The 20,213-nt window shown below is 44.7% G+C and carries 17 protein-coding genes and 2 tRNA genes; 9 read left to right on the forward strand and 10 right to left on the reverse strand.

All coding sequences use genetic code 11. From position 1 onward, the window contains the following. Window positions 1-38 precede the first annotated feature (38 nt). The 7 genes from typA to QM016_RS04585 all read right to left on the reverse strand — a co-directional run bounded on the left by typA (window position 39) and on the right by QM016_RS04585 (window position 7,156). Window positions 39-1,877 (reverse strand): translational GTPase TypA, encoded by a 1,839-nt coding sequence (gene typA, locus QM016_RS04555; RefSeq protein WP_282710481.1) that lies wholly within the window; start codon window positions 1,875-1,877, stop codon window positions 39-41. A 270-nt stretch (window positions 1,878-2,147) separates the two neighbouring features. Next, the gene (locus QM016_RS04560; RefSeq protein ID WP_282710483.1) at window positions 2,148-2,615 is read right to left on the reverse strand and encodes a hypothetical protein; all 468 of its coding nucleotides are present in this window, start codon (window positions 2,613-2,615) and stop codon (window positions 2,148-2,150) included. Between the two features lie 23 nt (window positions 2,616-2,638). Further along, window positions 2,639-3,718 (reverse strand): ABC transporter ATP-binding protein, encoded by a 1,080-nt coding sequence (locus QM016_RS04565; RefSeq protein ID WP_282710486.1) that lies wholly within the window; start codon window positions 3,716-3,718, stop codon window positions 2,639-2,641. 3 nt (window positions 3,719-3,721) lie between these two features. Beyond that, window positions 3,722-5,431 carry an iron ABC transporter permease gene (locus tag QM016_RS04570; protein ID WP_016477671.1) on the reverse strand — a complete coding sequence of 570 codons (1,710 nt, stop codon included), beginning with the start codon at window positions 5,429-5,431 and terminating at the stop codon, window positions 3,722-3,724. Between the two features lie 132 nt (window positions 5,432-5,563). Continuing rightward, the gene (locus tag QM016_RS04575; RefSeq protein WP_016477670.1) at window positions 5,564-6,721 is read right to left on the reverse strand and encodes an ABC transporter substrate-binding protein; all 1,158 of its coding nucleotides are present in this window, start codon (window positions 6,719-6,721) and stop codon (window positions 5,564-5,566) included. Between the two features lie 192 nt (window positions 6,722-6,913). Next, window positions 6,914-6,989, reverse strand: a tRNA-Ala gene (locus QM016_RS04580). A 90-nt stretch (window positions 6,990-7,079) separates the two neighbouring features. Beyond that, a tRNA-Ile gene (locus tag QM016_RS04585) sits at window positions 7,080-7,156 on the reverse strand. Between the two features lie 113 nt (window positions 7,157-7,269). On the opposite strand from QM016_RS04585, the gene QM016_RS04590 reads away from it, so the two are divergent. From QM016_RS04590 to QM016_RS04630, 9 genes are all read left to right on the forward strand, one after another. Then, window positions 7,270-8,328, forward strand: coding sequence for a hypothetical protein (locus QM016_RS04590; RefSeq protein ID WP_282709764.1), 1,059 nt, complete (start codon window positions 7,270-7,272; stop codon window positions 8,326-8,328). 1 nt (window position 8,329) lies between these two features. Then, complete coding sequence (locus QM016_RS04595; RefSeq protein ID WP_282709763.1) at window positions 8,330-8,767, forward strand: hypothetical protein; 438 nt, start codon at window positions 8,330-8,332, stop codon at window positions 8,765-8,767. A gap of 8 nt (window positions 8,768-8,775) precedes the next feature. Continuing rightward, entirely contained in the window at window positions 8,776-10,677 is a 1,902-nt protein-coding gene (locus tag QM016_RS04600; RefSeq protein ID WP_282709762.1) for a VirD4-like conjugal transfer protein, CD1115 family, read from the forward strand. Window positions 10,678-10,838: 161 nt separating this feature from the next. Beyond that, window positions 10,839-11,072: a hypothetical protein gene (locus QM016_RS04605; protein WP_282709761.1), complete on the forward strand. Its 234-nt coding sequence runs from the start codon at window positions 10,839-10,841 to the stop codon at window positions 11,070-11,072. 432 nt (window positions 11,073-11,504) lie between these two features. Next, window positions 11,505-14,156 carry a VirB4-like conjugal transfer ATPase, CD1110 family gene (locus QM016_RS04610; RefSeq protein ID WP_282709760.1) on the forward strand — a complete coding sequence of 884 codons (2,652 nt, stop codon included), beginning with the start codon at window positions 11,505-11,507 and terminating at the stop codon, window positions 14,154-14,156. After that, window positions 14,149-15,906, forward strand: a complete 1,758-nt coding sequence (locus tag QM016_RS04615) for a glucosaminidase domain-containing protein (RefSeq protein WP_282709759.1) — start codon at window positions 14,149-14,151, stop codon at window positions 15,904-15,906. Before QM016_RS04610 ends, QM016_RS04615 begins: the two co-directional genes overlap by 8 nt. Before the next feature lie 12 nt (window positions 15,907-15,918). Beyond that, complete coding sequence (locus tag QM016_RS04620; RefSeq protein ID WP_282709758.1) at window positions 15,919-16,767, forward strand: hypothetical protein; 849 nt, start codon at window positions 15,919-15,921, stop codon at window positions 16,765-16,767. Then, window positions 16,764-17,786, forward strand: a complete 1,023-nt coding sequence (locus tag QM016_RS04625; RefSeq protein ID WP_282709757.1) for a hypothetical protein — start codon at window positions 16,764-16,766, stop codon at window positions 17,784-17,786. The genes QM016_RS04620 and QM016_RS04625 overlap by 4 nt, the downstream gene beginning before the upstream one ends. 25 nt (window positions 17,787-17,811) lie before the next feature. Next, window positions 17,812-18,387 (forward strand): hypothetical protein, encoded by a 576-nt coding sequence (locus QM016_RS04630; protein WP_282709756.1) that lies wholly within the window; start codon window positions 17,812-17,814, stop codon window positions 18,385-18,387. 162 nt (window positions 18,388-18,549) lie between these two features. Here QM016_RS04630 and QM016_RS04635 read toward each other — a convergent pair whose 3' ends face one another. The 3 genes from QM016_RS04635 to QM016_RS04645 all read right to left on the reverse strand — a co-directional run bounded on the left by QM016_RS04635 (window position 18,550) and on the right by QM016_RS04645 (window position 20,213). Further along, window positions 18,550-19,026 carry a hypothetical protein gene (locus QM016_RS04635; RefSeq protein WP_282709755.1) on the reverse strand — a complete coding sequence of 159 codons (477 nt, stop codon included), beginning with the start codon at window positions 19,024-19,026 and terminating at the stop codon, window positions 18,550-18,552. Then, window positions 19,019-19,351 carry a hypothetical protein gene (locus QM016_RS04640; RefSeq protein ID WP_282709754.1) on the reverse strand — a complete coding sequence of 111 codons (333 nt, stop codon included), beginning with the start codon at window positions 19,349-19,351 and terminating at the stop codon, window positions 19,019-19,021. The genes QM016_RS04635 and QM016_RS04640 overlap by 8 nt, the downstream gene beginning before the upstream one ends. 196 nt (window positions 19,352-19,547) lie before the next feature. After that, window positions 19,548-20,213: a hypothetical protein gene (locus QM016_RS04645; RefSeq protein WP_282709753.1), complete on the reverse strand. Its 666-nt coding sequence runs from the start codon at window positions 20,211-20,213 to the stop codon at window positions 19,548-19,550.

Raw genomic sequence — 20,213 nt, forward strand, 5'->3', positions numbered from 1 at the left:
TTCTCAATCGCCTGAAAGCACTTCTTGCTTACTTGGTTCTATTTCTTGACCATACCGTTTCGCACTGCCCACTTGCGGCGCTCGGTACCGGACAGAATACGCTTACGCATGCGGATGTTTTGCGGCGTAACCTCAACCAGCTCGTCATCCATAATATATTCCAGCGCCTCTTCCAGCGTAAACGTACGTGGAGGCGTCAGCTGCACGGAGATATCCGCCGTTGCCGAACGCTGATTACCTAAATTTTTGGTGCGAGCAATGTTGACTACCATGTCGCCAGGCTTTGAGCGCTCTCCTACCAGCATTCCCTCATAGCACTCAGTGCCCGGAGCGACAAAGAGCTGTCCGCGTTCCTGCAGCGTACCCAAGGCATAGGCAACGGCCTTCTCGGTAGACATTGATATCATAGCGCCATTTTGCCTGCCGCCAATATCGCCAGCGAAAGGACCATACTCCAGGAAAGTATGATAGAAAACAGCGTCACCATGGGTTACATTGAGGACGCGCGTTTTGAGGCCCATAATGCCGCGTGTAGGAATCTTGAACTCAAGGTGCGTCTGCGTTGCGCCAGTATTCATGCTGACCATGGTGCCGCCCGCGTTGCCAAAGACCTCAATGACTTTACCGGAATACTCACCGGGGCACTCGACAACGGCCTGCTCAATGGGCTCAACCTTGTGTCCTTGAGCGTCCTTCTTAAAAAGAACACGCGGACGCCCTACCTGAAACTCAAAGCCCTCGCGGCGCATATCCTCCATAAGGACGGAAAGGTGCAAAATACCGCGGCCGGAAACCTCAATGCCCGTCTTATCGGGAAGCTCCTCGATATGCATGGTGACATTGTTTTCCGCTTCGGTCATCAAGCGCTCTTTGAGCTGACGGCCTCCTACAATGTCTCCTTCACGACCCACTAAAGGCGAACTTGAGGGCTCAAAAATGATGGATAGCGTGGGAGGATCAATCTCGATAGGATCAAGCTCAACGGGATTTTCAGGATCAGTATATACATCGCCAATATCAGTCGATTCAATGCCTACAACGGCTCCAATATCGCCAGCGGCAACCTCAGACGTCTCTTTGCGTCCCAAATAATCAAAGGTAAAGAGCTGTTTTACCTGACTCATAGCACGAGATCCGTCATTTTTTACCACGAGAATCTTATCGCCCGTATGGATGGTGCCCGAATACACGCGCCCAATACCAATTCTGCCGACATACTCTGAGTGATCGATGGTCACACACTGCATGGCCAAAGGACCTTCAATGTCCACATCAGGAGCAGGCAAGCCCTCAACAATCATGTCCAAAAGCGGCAGCATGTTGTCATTGTCGTCTTCCGGCTTAAGCCGAGCATATCCATTTACCGCGGAAGCAAAAACCACGTGTTCCATCGTAAACTCAAGCTGCTCATCAGTGGCGCCAAGATCCATCATCAAATCGAGGGCGTCATTCACTACTTCTTCCGGGCGGGCACCATCGCGATCAATCTTGTTCACCACCATCATGATAGAAAGACCTGCATCAATGGCGTGGCGCAGAACAAAGCGTGTCTGCGGCATAGGGCCCTCAGCTGCGTCAACTAGCAAAAGCGCGCCGTCGGCCATTTTAAGCACACGCTCGACTTCGCCGCCAAAATCCGCGTGGCCAGGCGTGTCGATTACATTAATCTTAACGCCGTCATATTCAATCGAAATATTTTTGGCCAGAATGGTGATACCACGCTCGCGCTCCTGATCATTTGAGTCAAGAATACGCTCCTGAACCTGCTGATTTTCACGGAACGCGTCCGTGGCTTTCAGCATTTGGTCAACGAGCGTGGTCTTGCCGTGGTCGACGTGGGCGATAATGGCGATATTTCTAATCTTTTCCTGACGCATAGGCTTCATTTCTCCCTGTCCGTACGCGTAGCAAGAAGTACCGCCGCGCACGGCTTTTTTAAACGGTTAGCTTTGGTACTTTAGTCCAAAATCGCCGATAAATACAGAGTTTATTTTCGATACGCAGTAATTTACACGGAATTGGCGCGGGTATCGGCGTGGCATGGACGTGGGCGAGGTGCTGGCATCGGTGTGGCGTGGGTGTGGGCGAAGCGCTTACCGCGGCGTGGCGTAGGTACAAGCAACGGTGTGGATAGCAGCACCGCATTCTTATAGGAGGGGCTCAAGCTCCCCTGCCGGAGCAGGATCTGTCCATGTGAAGGCGTCCCCTTTTCCCTTACCTTCCACCAGCGAAAACGCTGAATAACTTCGGTAATTCCTCTCACCAAATTCAAGGAGCACCGCATCGTTGTAGGTGCCATGTTCATCGGCAACGGCGCCTTCATAGACAAGCGCGTATCTCACGGGCATACCGAGATTTTGCTCCACATCACCCGCGTGCCGCGCCAAAGTCAACACTCGCTTTCGCGCTCCCTCTAAAAGCTCTTCAGGGCCATCGTCAGAAAACTCATAGCTGGCCACCGTGCCCTTGTCGTCTTCAACCGCCAGCACTACGTTAAGCGTCCCACCTTCGGCGAGCACGTCAAAAGCATCGCCCATCAACGCAGAAGAGAGCTCGTCAAGTTCGGGCGAGACGCCATCTCGGCGCTTGTTCACCTTGTGCTCACGACTAGGCACGATGCCTCCTCCTGTACGCTCCACTACAAAACATGCACTTCATCCCTGGTGAAGTTGACGTAAGCATGGTCTCCCACGTTATAAATCTTATGTGTGCGGGGGTTGAAGTCGGTAATTTTCACAAGCGTGTCGCCAACCATGACCTGGTAATTCTGGTAATGACCCATAAAGCGGGAAAGTACCACATCACACGCCAAGACGCCTTCATCGGCAAGCCTTGCTGACTCGGGCCGCAAAACGATGCAGCAGCTGTCCCCTTCCTTCAGGTGAGAGCATCCGCTTACCTCAAAGTTGTGGCCCTCAAACTCACACAAAGCCGTGTCGGCGTCGGTCTTTTTCGTAATCGCCGCGTGCAAAAAGTTTGACTCGCCAATAAAGTCGGCGACAAATTCATCGATTGGGTGATAGTATACCGTCTGCGGATCGCCAATCTGGTCGACAACACCCTTCTTCATGATGATGATGTTATCCGAAAGCGCCATTGCCTCGGACTGGTCGTGCGTCACGTAGATAGCAGTGATGCCCGCCTCTTGCTGTATCCGGCGAATCTCATTGCGCATATCCACGCGCAACTTCGCGTCAAGATTGGAGAGCGGCTCGTCAAAGAGCAATACGCTGGGCTCTATGACAAGGGCGCGAGCCAAGGCAACGCGCTGCTGCTGACCGCCGGAAAGCTGGTTGGTCATGCGCTCTTCCATGCCTTCAAGTCCGACAAGCGCAAGAATGTGCAGGACCTTCTCGCGAATAGTAGCCTTATCCATCTTACGGAGCTTGAGTCCGTAGGCGACATTATCAAAAATGTTATAGTGCGGCAGCAGGGCGTAGCTCTGAAATACCATGGCGGTGTCGCGCTTGTTGGGCGTCAGTTCGTCGATTTGCTCGTCGCCGAGGAAAATCTTTCCCTCATCGGGACTCTCAAAACCGGCAATCATACGCAAAATAGTGGTTTTGCCACAGCCTGAAGGTCCAAGCAGCGTTACAAACTCGCCGGGAGCGATGGTAATATTGGCGTCTTGCACGGCGTAGAAGTCTTTGCCAGTCTTTTGGTCTTGGTAGATTTTGGAAAGATGTTCGAGGCGGATGCCTTTTTTCTCTATTGCCATGAGCTACTCCTCCTTGAGCGCGCGGCTAGTTCCAAAGTGCTTTATAGCCCAGTTCATCAGCAAAACCGAACCGTAGGTAATAACAATCAGGATTGTCGCAAAGGCGCACGCCATGCCATACGATCCTTTGCCCGCAAATTCATTGATTTGAACGGTAATAAGCAGATACTGCGGGGTTACCAGCAAAATAACGGCGGAAATTGCCGTAATGGAACGCACGAACGCCGTAACAAGGCCTGAAAGGAACGAATCCTTAATAAGTGGCAGGGTAACCGTCATGAACACGGTAAAGCTGTCTGCGCCCATATCGTAAGCAGACTCCTCGATGGACTTGTCAATCTGGCGCAGCGCCGAAATGCCCGAGCGTGTGCCCGTAGGAAGCGAGCGCACTACAAATACGATGATTAGAATAATGCCCGTACCGTAGAGACCCTGCAAAAAGCCGGTATGCATAACGCCGCTGGAAAAACCTCGGATGTAGCCGACACCCAAAACCGTACCGGGAACAGCCATGGCAAGCATAGAAACGGCCTCGATAAAACCGCGGAACCTGAAGCGCCTCTTTACCACCAGATACGAGATAATCATCGAGAGAAGAGCGGTGATGGGCGCCGCGATGAGTGACAACATGAATGAGTCGTGGAAGGCCTGCAGACCGTGATACTTAGTGAAGACCTGTGTAAACCATTTTGTCGTAAGCTCATAGTTGGAACCCCAGGAGCGGACAAATGATCCGTAGGGAACACACAGGTACATACCTACGACAAAGAGGGCAACCGCTGCACAAAGAATGGAAAGTGGAATGCGAACTGAATTGTCGGTAATAAGCATACGTGCACGCGTCGCCTTTCCCGACAGCGTCGAGGTACTTTTCGCCTCCAGCACAAACTTTTGTACCGCAAACATGAGCAGGGTAATCGAAAGCAGGATAACTGCCATAGCAGCCGCTCCCTGCTTGTCATAGGCGCCGGTAATCTGCAGGTAGATAGTTGTTGCCAGAGTGTCGTACGAACCGCCGATAATCATGGGGTTTGCAAAGTCGGCAATCGACTCGATAAATGACACGAGAAACGCGTTACCTAATCCGGGTAAAATAAGCGGCAGCGTAACGCTGGTAAACACTTTCCAGCGGCTGGCGCCCATATCGCGCGCGGCCTCTTCCAGGGACGGGTCAATATTTTTGAGTAGTCCTCTGAGCATCATGTAACACACGGGGAAAAAGGTCATGGCCTGTACAATGAAAATACCCCAGAACCCGTAGATATTGTTGTCAAAAATTCCCAAGAGACCACGGGTGATAAGGCCTTTTTTGCCAAACATCATAATCATGGAAAGCGACAGCACAAAGGGAGGAGAGACTACCGGAAGCATGGACACCACACGGAACAGCCCCGTCATAACGCGTGTGCGGAGCTTTACATACACCTCAACATAGGCGAAAAGGAGTCCTACAAGCGCGGACAGGATACCTACGGCAAAACCGACCCTCAGCGTATTAGTAATGGCGTTGATAAATGTGGGCATCGCCAATACGCGCGTAAACACGTCAAATGTAAATCCCTTATCCGATACAACGGAGTCAACCAAAAGAATGGCCAAGGGATACAGGATAAAGAGGGTGAGAAATGCGATGAGCACGACAATGGTCGATACCAAAATCGGGTCGCCCAGCAGCTTCTTTCTTTCAAGCCGCGCGCTTTGAGTCTTTGCCATACCGGTTCCTAACTCCATCGCACTGTATGTTCTATTCAAAACCTGTACGCAAAACCGGGTAGACAGAAATCTGTCTACCCAGCATGCGTTAGAAACCTACAGATGCTCTACTGTCGCCATACCTTATACGTATTATTCTGTCTTAAAGCGGTTGTCTCCGCCGCCCAGGGCTGTCATTACATCTTTAACGTACTGCTCGGTATTCTTCTTCGCGTCCTCAAAGTTGTAATCCATAACGTTGTTCGGATCCAGACCGTACTCCTCGGCAATCTTTGGCTGCTGAGCGTTATCAATCACCAGGAACTGATAGGAACCGTTCTCCTGAGCGAGGTTCACGCAGGCGGGAGACAGGGCGTATTCAACCCAAAGCTTTGCCGCATTGGCGTGCTCCGCTCCCTTGAAGATCGCTGTTGCACCAACCTCATAGGATGCGCCTGAACTTGGAATCTGAAGACCGATGTTGTCATGCTCCTGGTCAACAATCTGGTAGATACCGTCGTGGAGCATGCCGATGCCGATAACGCACTCGCCAGTGCCAATGGCCTTAGAGGGGCCAGAGCCGCTCTTGGTATATTGGGCGATGTTTTTATCGAGATCAACAAGATACTGCACGCCCTGGTCGTGACCATACTTCTGAATAACGGTATTGATAATCAGCTTCGCAGTACCGGCGGTATTGTAGTTGGACGACCAGATAAGACCCTTATACTTAGCGTCAGTGAGGTCCTTGTAGTCCTGCGGAGGATCAACCTTGAGACGCTCAAGCTCGTTCTTATCGTACATAATACCCAAGATGCCCTTGTAAATGCCATACCAATCGTTATTCGTGCTCTTGAACTTATCAGAAATCAAGTGGGACGCGTTCTTTGGCTCATACTGCTCAAGCAGGCCTTTTGCGGATGTCACATTATAGGGATCAGTTGTGCCACCGAACCACACGTCAGCAGACGGATGTCCGTTTTCTTCCTCAATCTTTGCGGCAACTTCACCGGTGGACAGACGCTGCGCCTGAACCTCAATGCCATACAGCTTTTTAAAGTTGTTGCACACGGCATTCATATACTCCTCTTCACAGGAGCCATACACTACCAGCTTGCCCTCTTCTTTAGCGGCTTTTACCAGCTCTTCAGAAGCGCCAACAGTCTCAATAGAGTTGACGTCGGCCGCGCCTTTTGAGTCACCGCTCTTGTCGGAATCGTCTTTTTTGTCTGAATTGTTGCACGCTGCAAGACCTAGGCCGGCCGCAATCGCGCTCATGCCAAAAAAGCCGCGACGAGTAAGGTTAGTCATAAGAACTCTTTTCTCTTTTGTGGGTATCCACAGCTCCAATGAAAAGAACGTACTCTTAGTAAAATCCTACTCACTTTTTTGTGAAATGTTGCGACTTTTCGCCAAGCGGACAATATTAACGCCTTGCGGTATCCGCTTTGAATTTTTTCGACAGTAAAAAGGTCAGAGACGCACGCCTCTGACCTGAATGTTTGGTGGAGAATAGGGGGATCGAACCCCTGACCTCAGGCTTGCAAAGCCCGCGCTCTCCCAGCTGAGCTAATTCCCCGTACAGATACGCCTAAACACACCTCAGGCGCTTTTAATAATCACCCCAGCGGCGACTCGGCTATCGCTGGGGTGACTATTGTCAAGAAAGTGGTGGGCCTGACAAGGTTCGAACTTGTGACCTCCCGGTTATCAGCCGGACGCTCTGACCAACTGAGCTACAGGCCCAACGCAGGAAGCAATAATACAACGCAGCTTTCACAGGGTCAACACTTTTTTCGATTTGTTTTAAGAATTGCGAATTAAAGCTTGAAGTGATACATCCAAACGAGAGGTATCACATGACTACTGTTCCTGAGGTAAAAATTCATAGCCGCTCTATCGGCTTTTCAATCATCTCTAATAACGTATTTCGCGATCGAAACCTATCTCTCAGGGCAAAAGGACTTCTTTGTACAATGTTATCTCTTCCAGATAACTGGGACTACTCTATCGCTGGCCTACTCAAAATAATCAATCCAATTGATGCTAATGGAAAAACAACTCCCATCCATGGACAATCTAAAGATGCACTTTATGCAATCCTTGCTGAACTTGAAAATCATGGATATTTGCTAAGAGAACGAGGTAGAAAACAAAACGGTCGTCTTGGTCGAACCATCTATCATATCTATGATGCTCCACAGATAGAAAAAACAAATTTAAAGAAAAAACCAGCAGTTAAACGTCCATATCGGGAAAATCCGGATATGGTTAATCCAGATACGGATAATCCGACACAAATAAATACTAAAGAGAATAAAGTACTAAAAGAATCTTCCTCCCCCTTACCCCCTCCATCAAACGCTAAAAATTTATCATCTCAGCAAGCTCCCATGATGAGGGAGTTTGAAAAACTTTGTGAACTTTCCATCAAACCTGTTCGTACACAAGATGTTGACCATACTAAAAAAGAATATGAAAACCGTCTCAGAAATGGCTACACCCCTGAACAAATCGAGTGGGCATACAAAAAATATGCTCAAGAATACCGAATGCGAAACGAAACGCCCAGATATGCAAAGCAACTAAGCGATTGGCTTCATGAATCCGATGGTCTTTTGTGGTATGCAGGCAAGAAAGCAAAAACTCACCCAATTCTTGTGCAAATTACTAAAGAACAAGCTGAGAAGGAAAGAAGAGACAAGTTATCCAGAGAACTTATGGCAAAAGACCCGTCATATGCTGCTCTCACAAAAAGATATACAAACCACATGATTCAATTCGGGAAAAAGATGATTAGTAAACAACTGTCAGAAGAAGAGAAACAAGACGCAAAAAACAAAGGCGAAATTATGGCTGCGCATTTAAAAAAGCGTCTTGATGCGTATGAACTTAGCCTCAATGAGGAGGTGTCATAGCATGTCTGATTTTGGAGAAGATGTAGGTCGCCAAATGTTACAAGAACTTCGTTCCGGGAAGATAGCAAGAGCTGTTGTGCAGCGTTTCGACAACGAAGAATTTGAGCAACATAAAGTTTCTGTTAATACCAGAAATAGTTTAATTGAAAAGATTGATTTTAAAAGCTCAAATGAAGCCATTGAATTTTGCCGACTTTCAGCCGAATACGGAATCGAAGCTCATGCAACAGATAACACCGTAGTTATTCGCCAAGAAGATTTTGATCGTCTGCCTATAAGTGGCGAAATAAGAAAATCCATCCGAGCAAGAGAAAGAAGTCCTCGTTTACATACCGAAGGAGAAAGGTGTAGGAAGGCTTCTGCCAACCTTGATGGAGAAGCATCTACACTCAAAATCCGTTCTTTCCATCGAGCACAAGAGCAAAAAATAACAAGATAGGAAGAATCGTGAAGAAGGCCATCTTAATAACATTTGTTATCTCTCTTGTTGCAGCCTATTTTGGAATGAGGCTTGGAGCACTTGTGGCCATGCAAACGAAGCTCTTTGATGGTCTTCTTTTTGCCTATGAGCAAATAATTCCAGAACTTCTATCCTCACCTATCTTATTTGATACCTCCCCATTTGCTTTAAGCGGAGCAAGTATTGGATTTTTAACTATCTGGATGGTTTTTGGAATCTGTCTTTCACGCCCAAAGAGCTTTCGCCATGGAGAAGAGCACGGCAGCGCAAAATGGGGGTCTATTGCTCAAGGCAAAGCTTTTATGGATACAAAAAATGCTGACAATAATGTCCTCTTAACACAACACTTTGGCCTTCGTATACATAGGAAAAAATTTGACCTTCAGCATGACAGAAACCTCAATGTTTTAGTTGTTGGAGGTTCGGGCTCAGGCAAAACACGTTATGTTGTAAAACCAAATTTACTACAGCTGAACTCATCGTATGTGGTATTTGACCCCAAGGGAACAGGACTTTTAGAAACCGGCCATCTTTTTGCAAGAGAGGGTTACAACATTCGATCCATTAATACGAGAAATTTTTCACAATCCAATAAATACAACCCATTGCATTATGTGCGAACGGACGCTCAAATCCTATCCTTTACAACTTGCCTTATGAACAATACCGAAGGTAAAAAGAATTCTACAGGAGACCCATTCTGGGATAAAGCCGAGCGCCTTTTATACCACTCACTTATAGCGTTTTTACGAGATTGGATGCCTGAAGAAGACTATAATCTCCCCTCCCTTGTCTACCTTCTATCTCTTGCTCAAGTAAAAGAAGATGATGAAGATTTTAAAAGTCCTCTAGATCTTCTCTTTCAACAGATTGAAACAGGCAAACGTTATGTCATGACATCCACGAAAGAAAACGAAGACACTTATGACGAAAAGCATCGTGGTCTTCGTCCGTCTTCTTGTTGTGAATCCTGGTCTTGGCAGCCAAGTCTACTCGTAAATAATCGAACAGGTGTAAAACCAGGTGAAACTGGCGGCCTTCGGCCAGACCAGGATTTTGCATTGGCAAAATACAAAGAATTCAAAACCGGTGCTGGAAAAACGCTCAAGTCAATTATTATTTCTTGCTTAGCAAGACTTGAAGCACTAGACATCTCTGAGCTTCAAGAAATGCTTGGAGGATCAGACGAGCTTTATCTTGATCATCTAGGAGATGCCGATCAAAAGACAATTTTATATGTCATTACCTCAGATACTGATAGAACCTTTTCCTTTATTACTGCGATTTTAGTATGGCAAGCCGTTAATATTTTATGTGACCGCGCCTTAGATATCTATAATGGCCGTCTGCCACAACCGGTTCAATTTATTCTCGATGAGTTTGCCAATATTGGAACTTTACCGGACATTGACCGCACTATTGCAGTTGCACGCAGTAGGAATATTTTCATTATGATTCTCCTACAATCTCTCTCACAGCTTTCTGCGCGCTATGACGAAGCAACATCAAAGGTTATCCAAGATTGCTGTGACACTTTGCTTTTTTTGGGCGGAAAAAGCAACGAAACAAATAAGGCACTTTCTGATGCAATGGGACAACAGACTATTGATCAGCTTACCTTTAACCAATCATATGGAAAACAATCCAGTCATACAAAGAACTTTCAACGGCAGTCGAGAGCTCTTATGGACGCTGCTGAAGTAGGAAAGCTTCCACGCGACCAGGCACTTGTCCTGATAGCAGGAACTGACCCTTTAAAAGATAAAAAATATCCTCTTGAGCGACACAAACGTTACCGTTTTATCGATCCTGGACATAAAGGTGCAGTTTACGACTGTCCTTTTGATTTCAATCAATACAGAAAGGAGGCTAATAAAGAAGGGAATTAAGATGGGCGGCGGTGCACGCAATGTGCCTAAAGATCCAAACATCGACTCCACTCGACTTTTAGATACCGCCACCAATATCAAGAGAAGGTCGCAAAGACCCTCGCAAGACATAGTAGCAGACCATGCAAACAGACATTCAACGATGATAGGAGAAATTAATTATGACTGGAGTGCAATCTCTAACTAAGATTTTGAACCTTCTTTCAGGAGGCGTGACATTCCTAGGTGCCGCCGTTTCAATCTTTGGACTTATTCAGCTTGGGCTTGCAATTAAAGATGGCTCTACTGGAGGTGGTGGCCAACTTGCAGGAGCTATAGCAATGATTGCTGGAGGCGCAATCGTTGCTGCTGCTGGAGTTTGGTTTGGCTCACTTGACACCTCTTGGATGGGCTAAGATGCTAAGCGTCGCTGTTCATAAAGACATTGGTGAGTATGAACCAAAAATAGTAGGAAAACTTACTATACGCTCTCTCGTATGTACCGCTCTCGCATTGATATCAGCTCTTACTATAGGGGCATACTCATGGTTTATCTTAGGTATTTCCACAGATTATTCTATGTATGCAATTTTTACAGTAGCTCTTCCTATATGGATGGCCGGTTTCTGGAGACCTAAGGGTATGAAGGCTGAAAAGTTTATACCGCTGTGGTTGATACACAACTTCTCGAACAATCGCCTTCATTTGATTAGTACACCATATAGAGCCTTTTCCACTGCCAAAAAAGAACGCACAAGAATCTCTAAAGACTACCGAAGAATAATTCGCTTGCGTGCCATTGAGGCATATGAACCAGAAAAACATATCAATTTAGGGAAGGAGAATATATGAGTTCTTCCAAAGAGCTCAAAGAAGCTCATCCAACAAATGATATGAGTGCCATTAAAGGCTTTGCCGCATCATTGCCTGGCATGAAGGCTATGCTAGGAGAAAAGCTTTCTTCCAAAGAACTAAAAGATGCAAAGCGAGAGTTTAAAAGCTTCCTCGCAAAAATTAAACGTGAGAAAAAAGCAGAGAAAAAGATTACTAAGAAAAAAACAATTGCTCAGCAGCTCAAAGAACGCGACAAAGAATTAACTAAAAAGACAAAAGCAAAACGTGAAGCACGTTGTCACGCTAAAGATGTCCTCTCTTACATTGGCTATAACCGTATGTATAAAGATGGCATATGCGAGCTTGAAGATGGCCTCTATTCTCAAACGTTAGCTTTTCCGGATATTAGCTATCAATCAGCTAGAGAAGATCGTCAAAAAGATGTTTTTAATATTTGGTCTGGGATGATGGATTACTTTGGTGCAGAAACGCTCGTTCAAATCGGTGTAGTTAATACGCCCCTTTTACGTGAGGACATAGGAAACCGTAATTTCTTTGATATTGAAGATAAGAATAACGACGATATTGCCGCTAAGGATGCAAAGGTATTCAATTCCATACTTAACGATAAGATGCGTGAAGGGGTTAGTAACATTCACAGAGAACGCTATATAACCTACTCCATAGCAGCTCCTTCAGTTGACGCTGCTGTTTCGACCCTTGCAAGAATTAGAAATGACATCTCAAGTGAGCTTCAAAAGATTGGATGTTCTGCAACCCAATTAGACGGAGAAAGCCGCTTACAGCTTGTTCATTCTTTGCTATGTCCTGAGCAGCGTTTGTCCTTCTCTTATGACGAAGACATTAATCTCACTTCTGGACTTACCACTAAAGACTGTATCGCTCCCAGCGTTCTTGACTTCAAACCAGAAGGAGATATGAGCTGCTTTAAGAGTGATGGTAAATGGTGTCAAGTACTTGTAATGAGACGGTTTGGATCTGAGCTAAATGACCGGGCGCTTTCGGATATTGTAGATTTACCCATCCCTATGGCTGCAACATGGTTTGTTCAGGCTATGGATAAAGGAAAGGCTCGAGATTTCGTTAAACTTAGAAGTGCGTGGATTGATAAAGAAATCATCGATGAACAGCGAAGAGCACTTTCAAAAGGATATGACTTTACTATCATTCCTCAAGAGCTTAAATACTCAAAAGAAGAAGCCGAAGATCTCTTAGACCATCTCCAAAACAAAAACCAAAGGCTTTTCCAGTTTACAGGTCTCATCTATACCTACGCAGACACAAAGGCAGAGCTAGATGACAGAGTAATTCAAATAATCTCAACAGCTAGAAGAAGCTCTATTGAGATACAGACTCTGGATTATCGACAAAGAGAAGGACTTAATAGCATTCTTCAGCTTGGTAGAAACGATGTCACTATCTCGCGCTATTTCACAACAGCTCAAGTTGCTATTTTCATGCCGTTTGCTACTCAGGAACTAGACATGTCCGGAGGAAATTACTGTGGGCAAAATAAAAACTCCTCTAACTTAGTAATATGCAACCGAAAGAAGCTTGCTTCACCTGTAGGGTTCATCTGTGGTAAAACTGGCTCTGGAAAAAGTTTCTTTGTAAAACAGGAAATAGAGAGTACCTATCTTACTAATCCTAGAGATCAAGTGATCATTTTTGATCGTGCAGGAGAATACAGAATGCTCACTGAGCATCTTGCAGGAACAGAGATACGATTTGCCGTTGATTCTACAACCCGTTTGAATCCATTCGACCTATCGACACTTAATGGGCAAAGTATAGAAAGTCAAATCGCATTTAAGATTGATGCAATGCTTGCTCAGGCTGCCGCAAGCTCCGCAGAAAATGGACAAGGCCTTGATGAAGGCGAACAATCAATCATCACAAGAGCAGTTGAACAGGCGTTTCTTCATGCAAAAAAGCGTGGCGATAAAGAACCTCTGTTGGAAGACTTTTACACTATTCTTCTCGAGCAGCCTGAAGAACGCGCAAAGACTATTGCCTTGCGTTACGAACGTTTTGTACGTGGTCCTATGTCTTTCTTTAATAATGCAAGTAATGTCGATTGGTCTGGAAGGATAATTGATATTAACATCAAAGACCTTCCCGACTCTATGTTGGTGTTTACATTAATTAACGCATGTGAAGCGACGCGTAACCAAATGTACCGTAATTTTGAGAAAGGGATGCGAACCTGGATCTACATTGAAGAGATTCAATCACTTTTCAAATATCCAACGGTACTTAATTACTTCAGCCGTTTTGCAAACGAAGCTCGTAAATTTGGCGGACTTTTAACTGGAATAACACAAAATGCCGTATCTATGCTGGAAGAACCGGCCGCAAGAAACATCGTTCTTAACGCAGACTTTATTATGCTTCTTAAACAAAGCCCAATAGACCGTAGCGCGTGGGTTGAGCTTTTGGGGCTTTCTGCCCAAGAAGAAGGAACTATAGATGAAACTTGCGATAAGGGCAGTGGTCTTCTCATTGCCGGTAGTGCACGTGTTCCCATAATTGGAGATTTTCCTAAAAATAACAGCCTTTACGAAATATTTTCCACTGATCCTAATGATGTAGAGGATGAAATCCGCAAAGCAGCTCTTGAGGCAGCAAGGGACAATGATGGCTAACTTTGACGGTATCAAAACAACTTTGAATGTCTCATCATCATCTCTCGTATCCGGAAGCGATGAAAGAAGAGAACGCTCAAAAGATCTGACTTTTTCTGGTCGCACTACGGCATTAAGCGCAGGTATTGTGCAAGCTTCTCAGAGCCCTAAAGATCCTCTTAAGAGCGTACTTTCTGAGGGAGCAAAACTTAGAGCAATTAGTATCGCCCAAAGAGCAGAAGAAGGTCAGGGGGATGCCGGAGCTCAAACGTACTCACTTTTAGGCGCTGTAGGTATGACCTCCTACCTCGCAAAATCAAAAGGCATACCTTATGATGCACATGGTGAGGATATAGTAGTAGCGCTTAGCGCTAGCAAGGGTCAACGACTCAAAGCACTCTCCGAGATGCATCAACAAGATCCAAGTGTTGGACAGGTTGTACGTCAAATCGGTGCCAATATATTCTCACAGTCTGACGAGTGTGACGAAGCTGACAAGCTTTACGAGACAACACATCGTATGAAACGCTTCTATAAAAACTATCAGGCCTTTAGCCAACAACGCCGTATTCACGCCACTACAAGAATTTCAAATAAAACAAAAGCAGTCTCAACAACAAATAAAGTTGCTAATGCAAAGACGGATATCCTGACTATAAAAAAGGTGAGAGCAACAGCAAAAGGAGGGGGAAGTTTCGTTAGCGCAATTGCGGCCGGAGGAATGACTTTGCCTGTTATGGTTGTCTTTTTCTTTATCATCACAGCTGTCATTATCTTCGGAGGTTTTGCTGGAGCGAATGCTTCAAATTCCACAAAAGGAGTTGAAGGCCTTCCACCTTATATCACTGCCGATATGGTAGAAGCCGCACTTGAAGCTCAGGCTAAATATGGTCATCCCGCTGGATGTACCATAGCGCAAATTATTGTGGAATCTGGGCTGGGAGATCATATGTCTGGGCTTGCTACCCGTGACTTTAATTTATTCGGAATGAAATGGGCTGGAAGTTTTGCTGATTGTCCAGAGGTTGCTGGATATTCTAATTGGCAGACTGGCGAGGAATATGGAGGAGAACAAATAACAATCATGGATTCTTTCACCCGCTTTAAAAGTCATCGTGATTGTATAATTTTCCGTTCTCGTGTGTTTCTTCAGTCCTCTCGTTATTCATCTAATCCAGCAATCATGCAAGCCATAGCTAACCACGATTCAGACAAGATGGCAGAGGGTTTAAAATCCGCAGGCTGGGCAACATCTTCTGCTTATGTAACTAGCTTGAAATCAGTTATGGATCAGTATGATTTAAGACGCTTTGATACCATGACTGTAGAAGATTTTAGGCGCTCATCAACTAGTGTATCTGGCACTGTATCAGATGGTTCTTTAAGTAGTCGTCAAAAAGCCATTATTAATGCTGCCTATAACACCCCTTCTCCAGGTCCAGGGCTTTGTGCCATGTATGTTAGTCAAGTATGGACAAAAGCGGGCTTTTCTTGCCCATATGGCAATGCGTGCGATATGTATTACGCCTGGTGTCATTCGTCAAACCTCGAAGATCTTAAACCGGGAATGATTATTGCCGTCCCAACACATAACAGTACTGCTGATGCGCGGCGCTATGGCCACGTCTGCATTTATATAGGAAACAATACGGTACGTGAAAATGTGCTTGGACAAGTACGCGATACTCCCCTTTCATCATGGCTCAGCTGCTATGGTGGCGCAGCTACTCCTAAATGGGGATGGATTTTTGGTCTTAATCTTAGTTCATAGAAAGGAGACTCTGTGTATTTACCTGACTATCTACATTCACATAGACTAACCGTCTTAGTTCTTGTTGCAGTCATTACTGGCTTCATAGCCTTTTCTGTTGTTCGATGTAACCAAGTCACAAAACATCATCTAGAAGAGTCTCAAAGTACCAGTAGAGAAAATGATGAAGCCTCAAAAGGGCAAGAAAAGTTAACCTCCAAGCAAAATGAACTAATCTCACGATACAAAGTGGACGAGAAGGAGTTTTCTTTAAGTCTTGCCTCATATATTTGGGTATCTCAAGATGGTGCAGTATCACTTAAGTTCTCTCAAGATGGCAACTATACCGTTATTCGCAACGGAGTAGAAGAAAAAACAGGAACTTATGCTCTTTCTGCACTTTCAGGAGCATCTATTTCCGGGGATACTACACAAGCTTCTGATGATGCCGCTCCTACCACTGCTTCAATACTTTTTGAGAACGATGCTACCAAACTCATTTCAGTTCAAAGGGTTCCTCGTTCAGAAGAGGATGGAATAGACCTTGTAATGACAACAGATGCCTTTGGAACAAAAATGTCATTTACTGCAAAAAGATTACAAGAAAATATTGCAGTCGAGGGCATTTCTGATGAAATAAAGAATCAGCTCGGAGCAGATGAGACCGACGTCATCCTAAAGGCAGTAGATGAACAAGTTCGTAAAAACTATCCAAGTACAACCTCAATTACTCTCAAACCCGTAATTATCTGGAATTACGAAACGAACATCGTGCAACTAACATTTGATCTCAATGATGTTCGCTCAAGTCGACTTACGCTGATGTGGAACAGAAACGACAACACCATTTCCTTCACTGACGGGAGGACGCCACAACAATGAAACGCCGGATTTTAAAAAGACGAAACAGAACCTTGAGATCTCTCGCTATCGTCTTCATTGCTATATTCATATTTTGTATTATCTGTTTTCCTACGGTAGCGTGGGCATGGCCATGGGACGATGTTCTCGAGAGTATCGATAATTGGTTTAAAGGGCTTCTCGCGGGCTGTGTAAACGGTCTCCTCACAGGCTGCTTTTCAATGGTAAAAGAAATGGGCGCTTCCAGTCCACTTACGGCTGATTGGAACAATCTCTTAGCTGGCAACGCTTCAGGAGGATCTACTCTACTTCAGTACGCGTCAGATATCTCAAATGGCATTGTAAAGCCAATCGGCTGTGGTGTACTCACATTTGTAGTATTAATTCAACTCATCAAGATATCAGGTCGAATGGATTCAAACGGAACACTCCCGGCTATAAAAGAAATTCTAACCTTATTTGTAACTATCGCTATATTTATATGGCTTATCAATCATATTGATGAACTTTGTGCGGGTATATATCAGCTGGTAAATGGCATTAGTAAGGCATTTCTTAAATACAGTTCTGGAGGTACAGACGCAGAACTTAAGATAATAAAACCCGAAAGCTATTCGGATGTTTCTTACGCTGATCTCTTTGCTGCAATTTTAATGTCTATTTTCGCTTATGTTATTGCTATGGGTGCTTATGTAGTGGCGCTTGCACTCTCCTATGCACGAGCAATCCAACTTTATGTTATGGCGGCTTTCTCACCACTTCCAGCATCTTTTCTTGGGATTGATGAAACAAGGCAATGGGGAGTTAACTTCTTTAAGAACTTCTTAGCAGTTGCGCTCGCAGGGTCGATTATGCTCTTCACTCTGCTGGCCTTTCCCTTTATTCTTGGGGCAATCGTAGGAACTCAGTCAACTGAGTTTACCTGGTCAAATACGTCTGGTTTTCTTATAACGGTACTAAAGATGCTATCTGTTGATGTGGTGCTTTTAATTGGCCTAATTAAAAGCGGTGCTTGGGCAAAAGATATCTTGGGAGGATAGATCTAGTAAGAAGAAAGGAATTACCATGAGCACACAAGAAAAGAGTTCCGATAGAACCTTTAATGGGATCGTACTTAGTATTCCTAAAAAATACGCTTACCTTCATCATTTCACTACAAAAGAAGGAGAAGAGCGAGTAGTTATCAAATTGCCTCCTCATATGCCTGAAATGGATACACTAACGGGTAGATTTAACCCTTCTGGAATGGCTTTATTTTGTAGTCCAGCACAGCTTAAGTCTTACGAAAATGACCCTGGTTACTATAGTGTTATCCTGCCATCTCAAAACTCTCATGGAGCAACTTGGGAAGTTAAACTACATTGGTCGCGTGGCCATTGGGAGCATCCTGATAGCGCAGACGATAATAAATCAAAGGGGAATTTCATCGTAGACGATGAGGGAACGGAAACAGTATCAGCTCAGGAGCTTTCTGACGCTCTTCAAGCAAGACGTGAAGCTGTCCGAAAATTCGCCTCTTCGTCCCAGGTTATTAAGAACAACAAAAATGGGAGCTCTCTGCATAAAGAAGGTACTCAAAGTATTACTGCCGCCAAAAGACTAAGTGGAGTCCGACAAGAACAATCCAACATATTACGGTAGTATGCTAAAAAGGAGATATCTCCCGTTTTTTCTTGTGTTTTATATTGTGAGCGACCTTATTTTTGCTGTATAATTACTATATATCGCAATTAGTCACTGCGATACCTCTTTGGGTGTTATCTTTCTAGATAACACCCTATTTTTATGTTGCCTTATCTAAATTTAATCTCGTGAATCAAAACTTTGTTCAGATTTTATATAGGTATGAGAACCTTTTTCATTAATGCCTCTAGAAGCAGCTCTCATGTTCTTTCCTTCTTCTCTTAACGATACTCGCACAGGTTTTTCTTGGTAGATTTGGGTAGAATGTGCATCTTCTCTCAGAAGTTTAAGAACATCGTGCGTTTTCCCAATATTTGTAAGGGTAGCCGCTTGAGCACACTGTACAAACCATGGAAATTTTTCCTGTAATTCCTTAATTACTTTGGCAGCCTCATAGACAGCAAGGGTGTCTAGCGACTCATATCCTGAATACTGTGTATGTACAAAACCCTTGTCCTGCATAAAGGATCTTATTTCACTCCAGGCGCGTTTGTAAGCGCTTGGAGTGTCTCCAGGATAGTGGCATTTAAGCTTTTCAATATTAAGATCAAAATGGAAGGCTTTGCGTGAAGTTTCCATAGGGTTAAAGTTAGCCATAAATACGTTCTGGATTGTGTCTTCTAAGAATCTCTATAAGATCAAAAGGTATTCGTTCTTCCTCAAAGAATGTTATTGAGGAGATATTTTTCATAACCACCGGATCTTTTGAGAGCTCCTCTAAAGCTCGATATTGTGCGAACAATTGATCTTCTTGTCCTAATCTTGCATGCCATTTGTTGTAGCTAAGGCGTTCTACGTCATACTGGGAGATACTTTCATTTACATAGTCGTATAGCTCATCTGTGGTATAGCCGTTCTTTTGAGCCTTTTTCTCATCAAAGGTTACCGTGAAGCTCCAAGGAAGGTCTTCTGTCTCTACCATCTTGTCTCCTTTAGTTGTCCTCTTGCCAAATCTCTGGATATTTTGCCTGGCACCATTTACGAAACAAAAGCCAAGGAAGTGTTACGGGAAATAGCATAATTATAAAACCCCACTTAATGAGTGGTATTAATAGATTTATGACAATTACAATCATCGCTGCCATTTGATTCTCCCAAACACTTGTTCTTATCAGTAATTAGTATATATCAGTTTCTTCTAATTCTTTCAAATTCTCTAAATACGTAAGACCTCCTATGGCTTTCTCCTGTAAAGACTCTGTCGCTTTCTCTGTTTGATTTTGTTCTTGCTCTTGAGCAGCTTCTTCCGTTTTGGCCTTCTCTAAAGCTTTAAGGGAATAACCAAATCTTTGGCAAATTTCCTCATCGGTGTCTAACGGATAAGCACGTCTCAAATAGTCAAATAACCTTACAGCCTTCTCGTTCATACTTGTCGTCACCGCATCTGAGTAACATTGAACCTCTTGGTTAGCAAACTTAATAGCATTTATCATTTCACCACCCTGTCTAAACACAACTTTTTCTCCGTCCACGCTTATCTTTGCTACTCCTAAGAGTTCCTCAGCAGAAACAAGTCGCACAAAACGACCAGGTTCACGCCCAGCGTAGTAAACTGTCCGATTGGATTCGCCGTCTTTTGTCGCTGTCGTATATTGATCAACAACAGTTGAATACCAATAAACTTCCAGCACAAGACCTTGTTGCTCTAAAAGATCAAGACGCAAATCAAATTCAGATGTGATGTTGCCTCCTTCTCCCTCGCTAGCAAAAGGCTCCATTGTAGTAAAGGTTTCTGTGTTAAACTCACTTACTTTTCCCTCAAGGTAATATACGACAATCCTCAT

Origin of the sequence: Lancefieldella sp. Marseille-Q7238 (genome assembly GCF_949152215.1) — a bacterium.
Taxonomy (GTDB): Bacteria; Actinomycetota; Coriobacteriia; order Coriobacteriales; family Atopobiaceae; genus Lancefieldella.

Bases quoted from the DNA above. Each gene is read 5' to 3' on its own strand.
- QM016_RS04625 (WP_282709757.1), top strand. From the start codon at position 16,764: ATGAAACGCCGGATTTTAAAAAGACGAAACAGAACCTTGAGATCTCTC.
- QM016_RS04605 (WP_282709761.1), top strand. From the start codon at position 10,839: ATGACTGGAGTGCAATCTCTAACTAAGATTTTGAACCTTCTTTCAGGA.
- QM016_RS04575 (WP_016477670.1), bottom strand. From the start codon at position 6,721: ATGACTAACCTTACTCGTCGCGGCTTTTTTGGCATGAGCGCGATTGCG.
- QM016_RS04635 (WP_282709755.1), bottom strand. From the start codon at position 19,026: ATGGCTAACTTTAACCCTATGGAAACTTCACGCAAAGCCTTCCATTTT.
- QM016_RS04645 (WP_282709753.1), bottom strand. From the start codon at position 20,213: ATGAGGATTGTCGTATATTACCTTGAGGGAAAAGTAAGTGAGTTTAAC.
- QM016_RS04595 (WP_282709763.1), top strand. From the start codon at position 8,330: ATGTCTGATTTTGGAGAAGATGTAGGTCGCCAAATGTTACAAGAACTT.
- QM016_RS04590 (WP_282709764.1), top strand. From the start codon at position 7,270: ATGACTACTGTTCCTGAGGTAAAAATTCATAGCCGCTCTATCGGCTTT.
- QM016_RS04610 (WP_282709760.1), top strand. From the start codon at position 11,505: ATGAGTTCTTCCAAAGAGCTCAAAGAAGCTCATCCAACAAATGATATG.
- QM016_RS04565 (WP_282710486.1), bottom strand. From the start codon at position 3,718: ATGGCAATAGAGAAAAAAGGCATCCGCCTCGAACATCTTTCCAAAATC.
- QM016_RS04615 (WP_282709759.1), top strand. From the start codon at position 14,149: ATGGCTAACTTTGACGGTATCAAAACAACTTTGAATGTCTCATCATCA.
- typA (WP_282710481.1), bottom strand. From the start codon at position 1,877: ATGCGTCAGGAAAAGATTAGAAATATCGCCATTATCGCCCACGTCGAC.
- QM016_RS04640 (WP_282709754.1), bottom strand. From the start codon at position 19,351: ATGGTAGAGACAGAAGACCTTCCTTGGAGCTTCACGGTAACCTTTGAT.
- QM016_RS04570 (WP_016477671.1), bottom strand. From the start codon at position 5,431: ATGGCAAAGACTCAAAGCGCGCGGCTTGAAAGAAAGAAGCTGCTGGGC.
- QM016_RS04630 (WP_282709756.1), top strand. From the start codon at position 17,812: ATGAGCACACAAGAAAAGAGTTCCGATAGAACCTTTAATGGGATCGTA.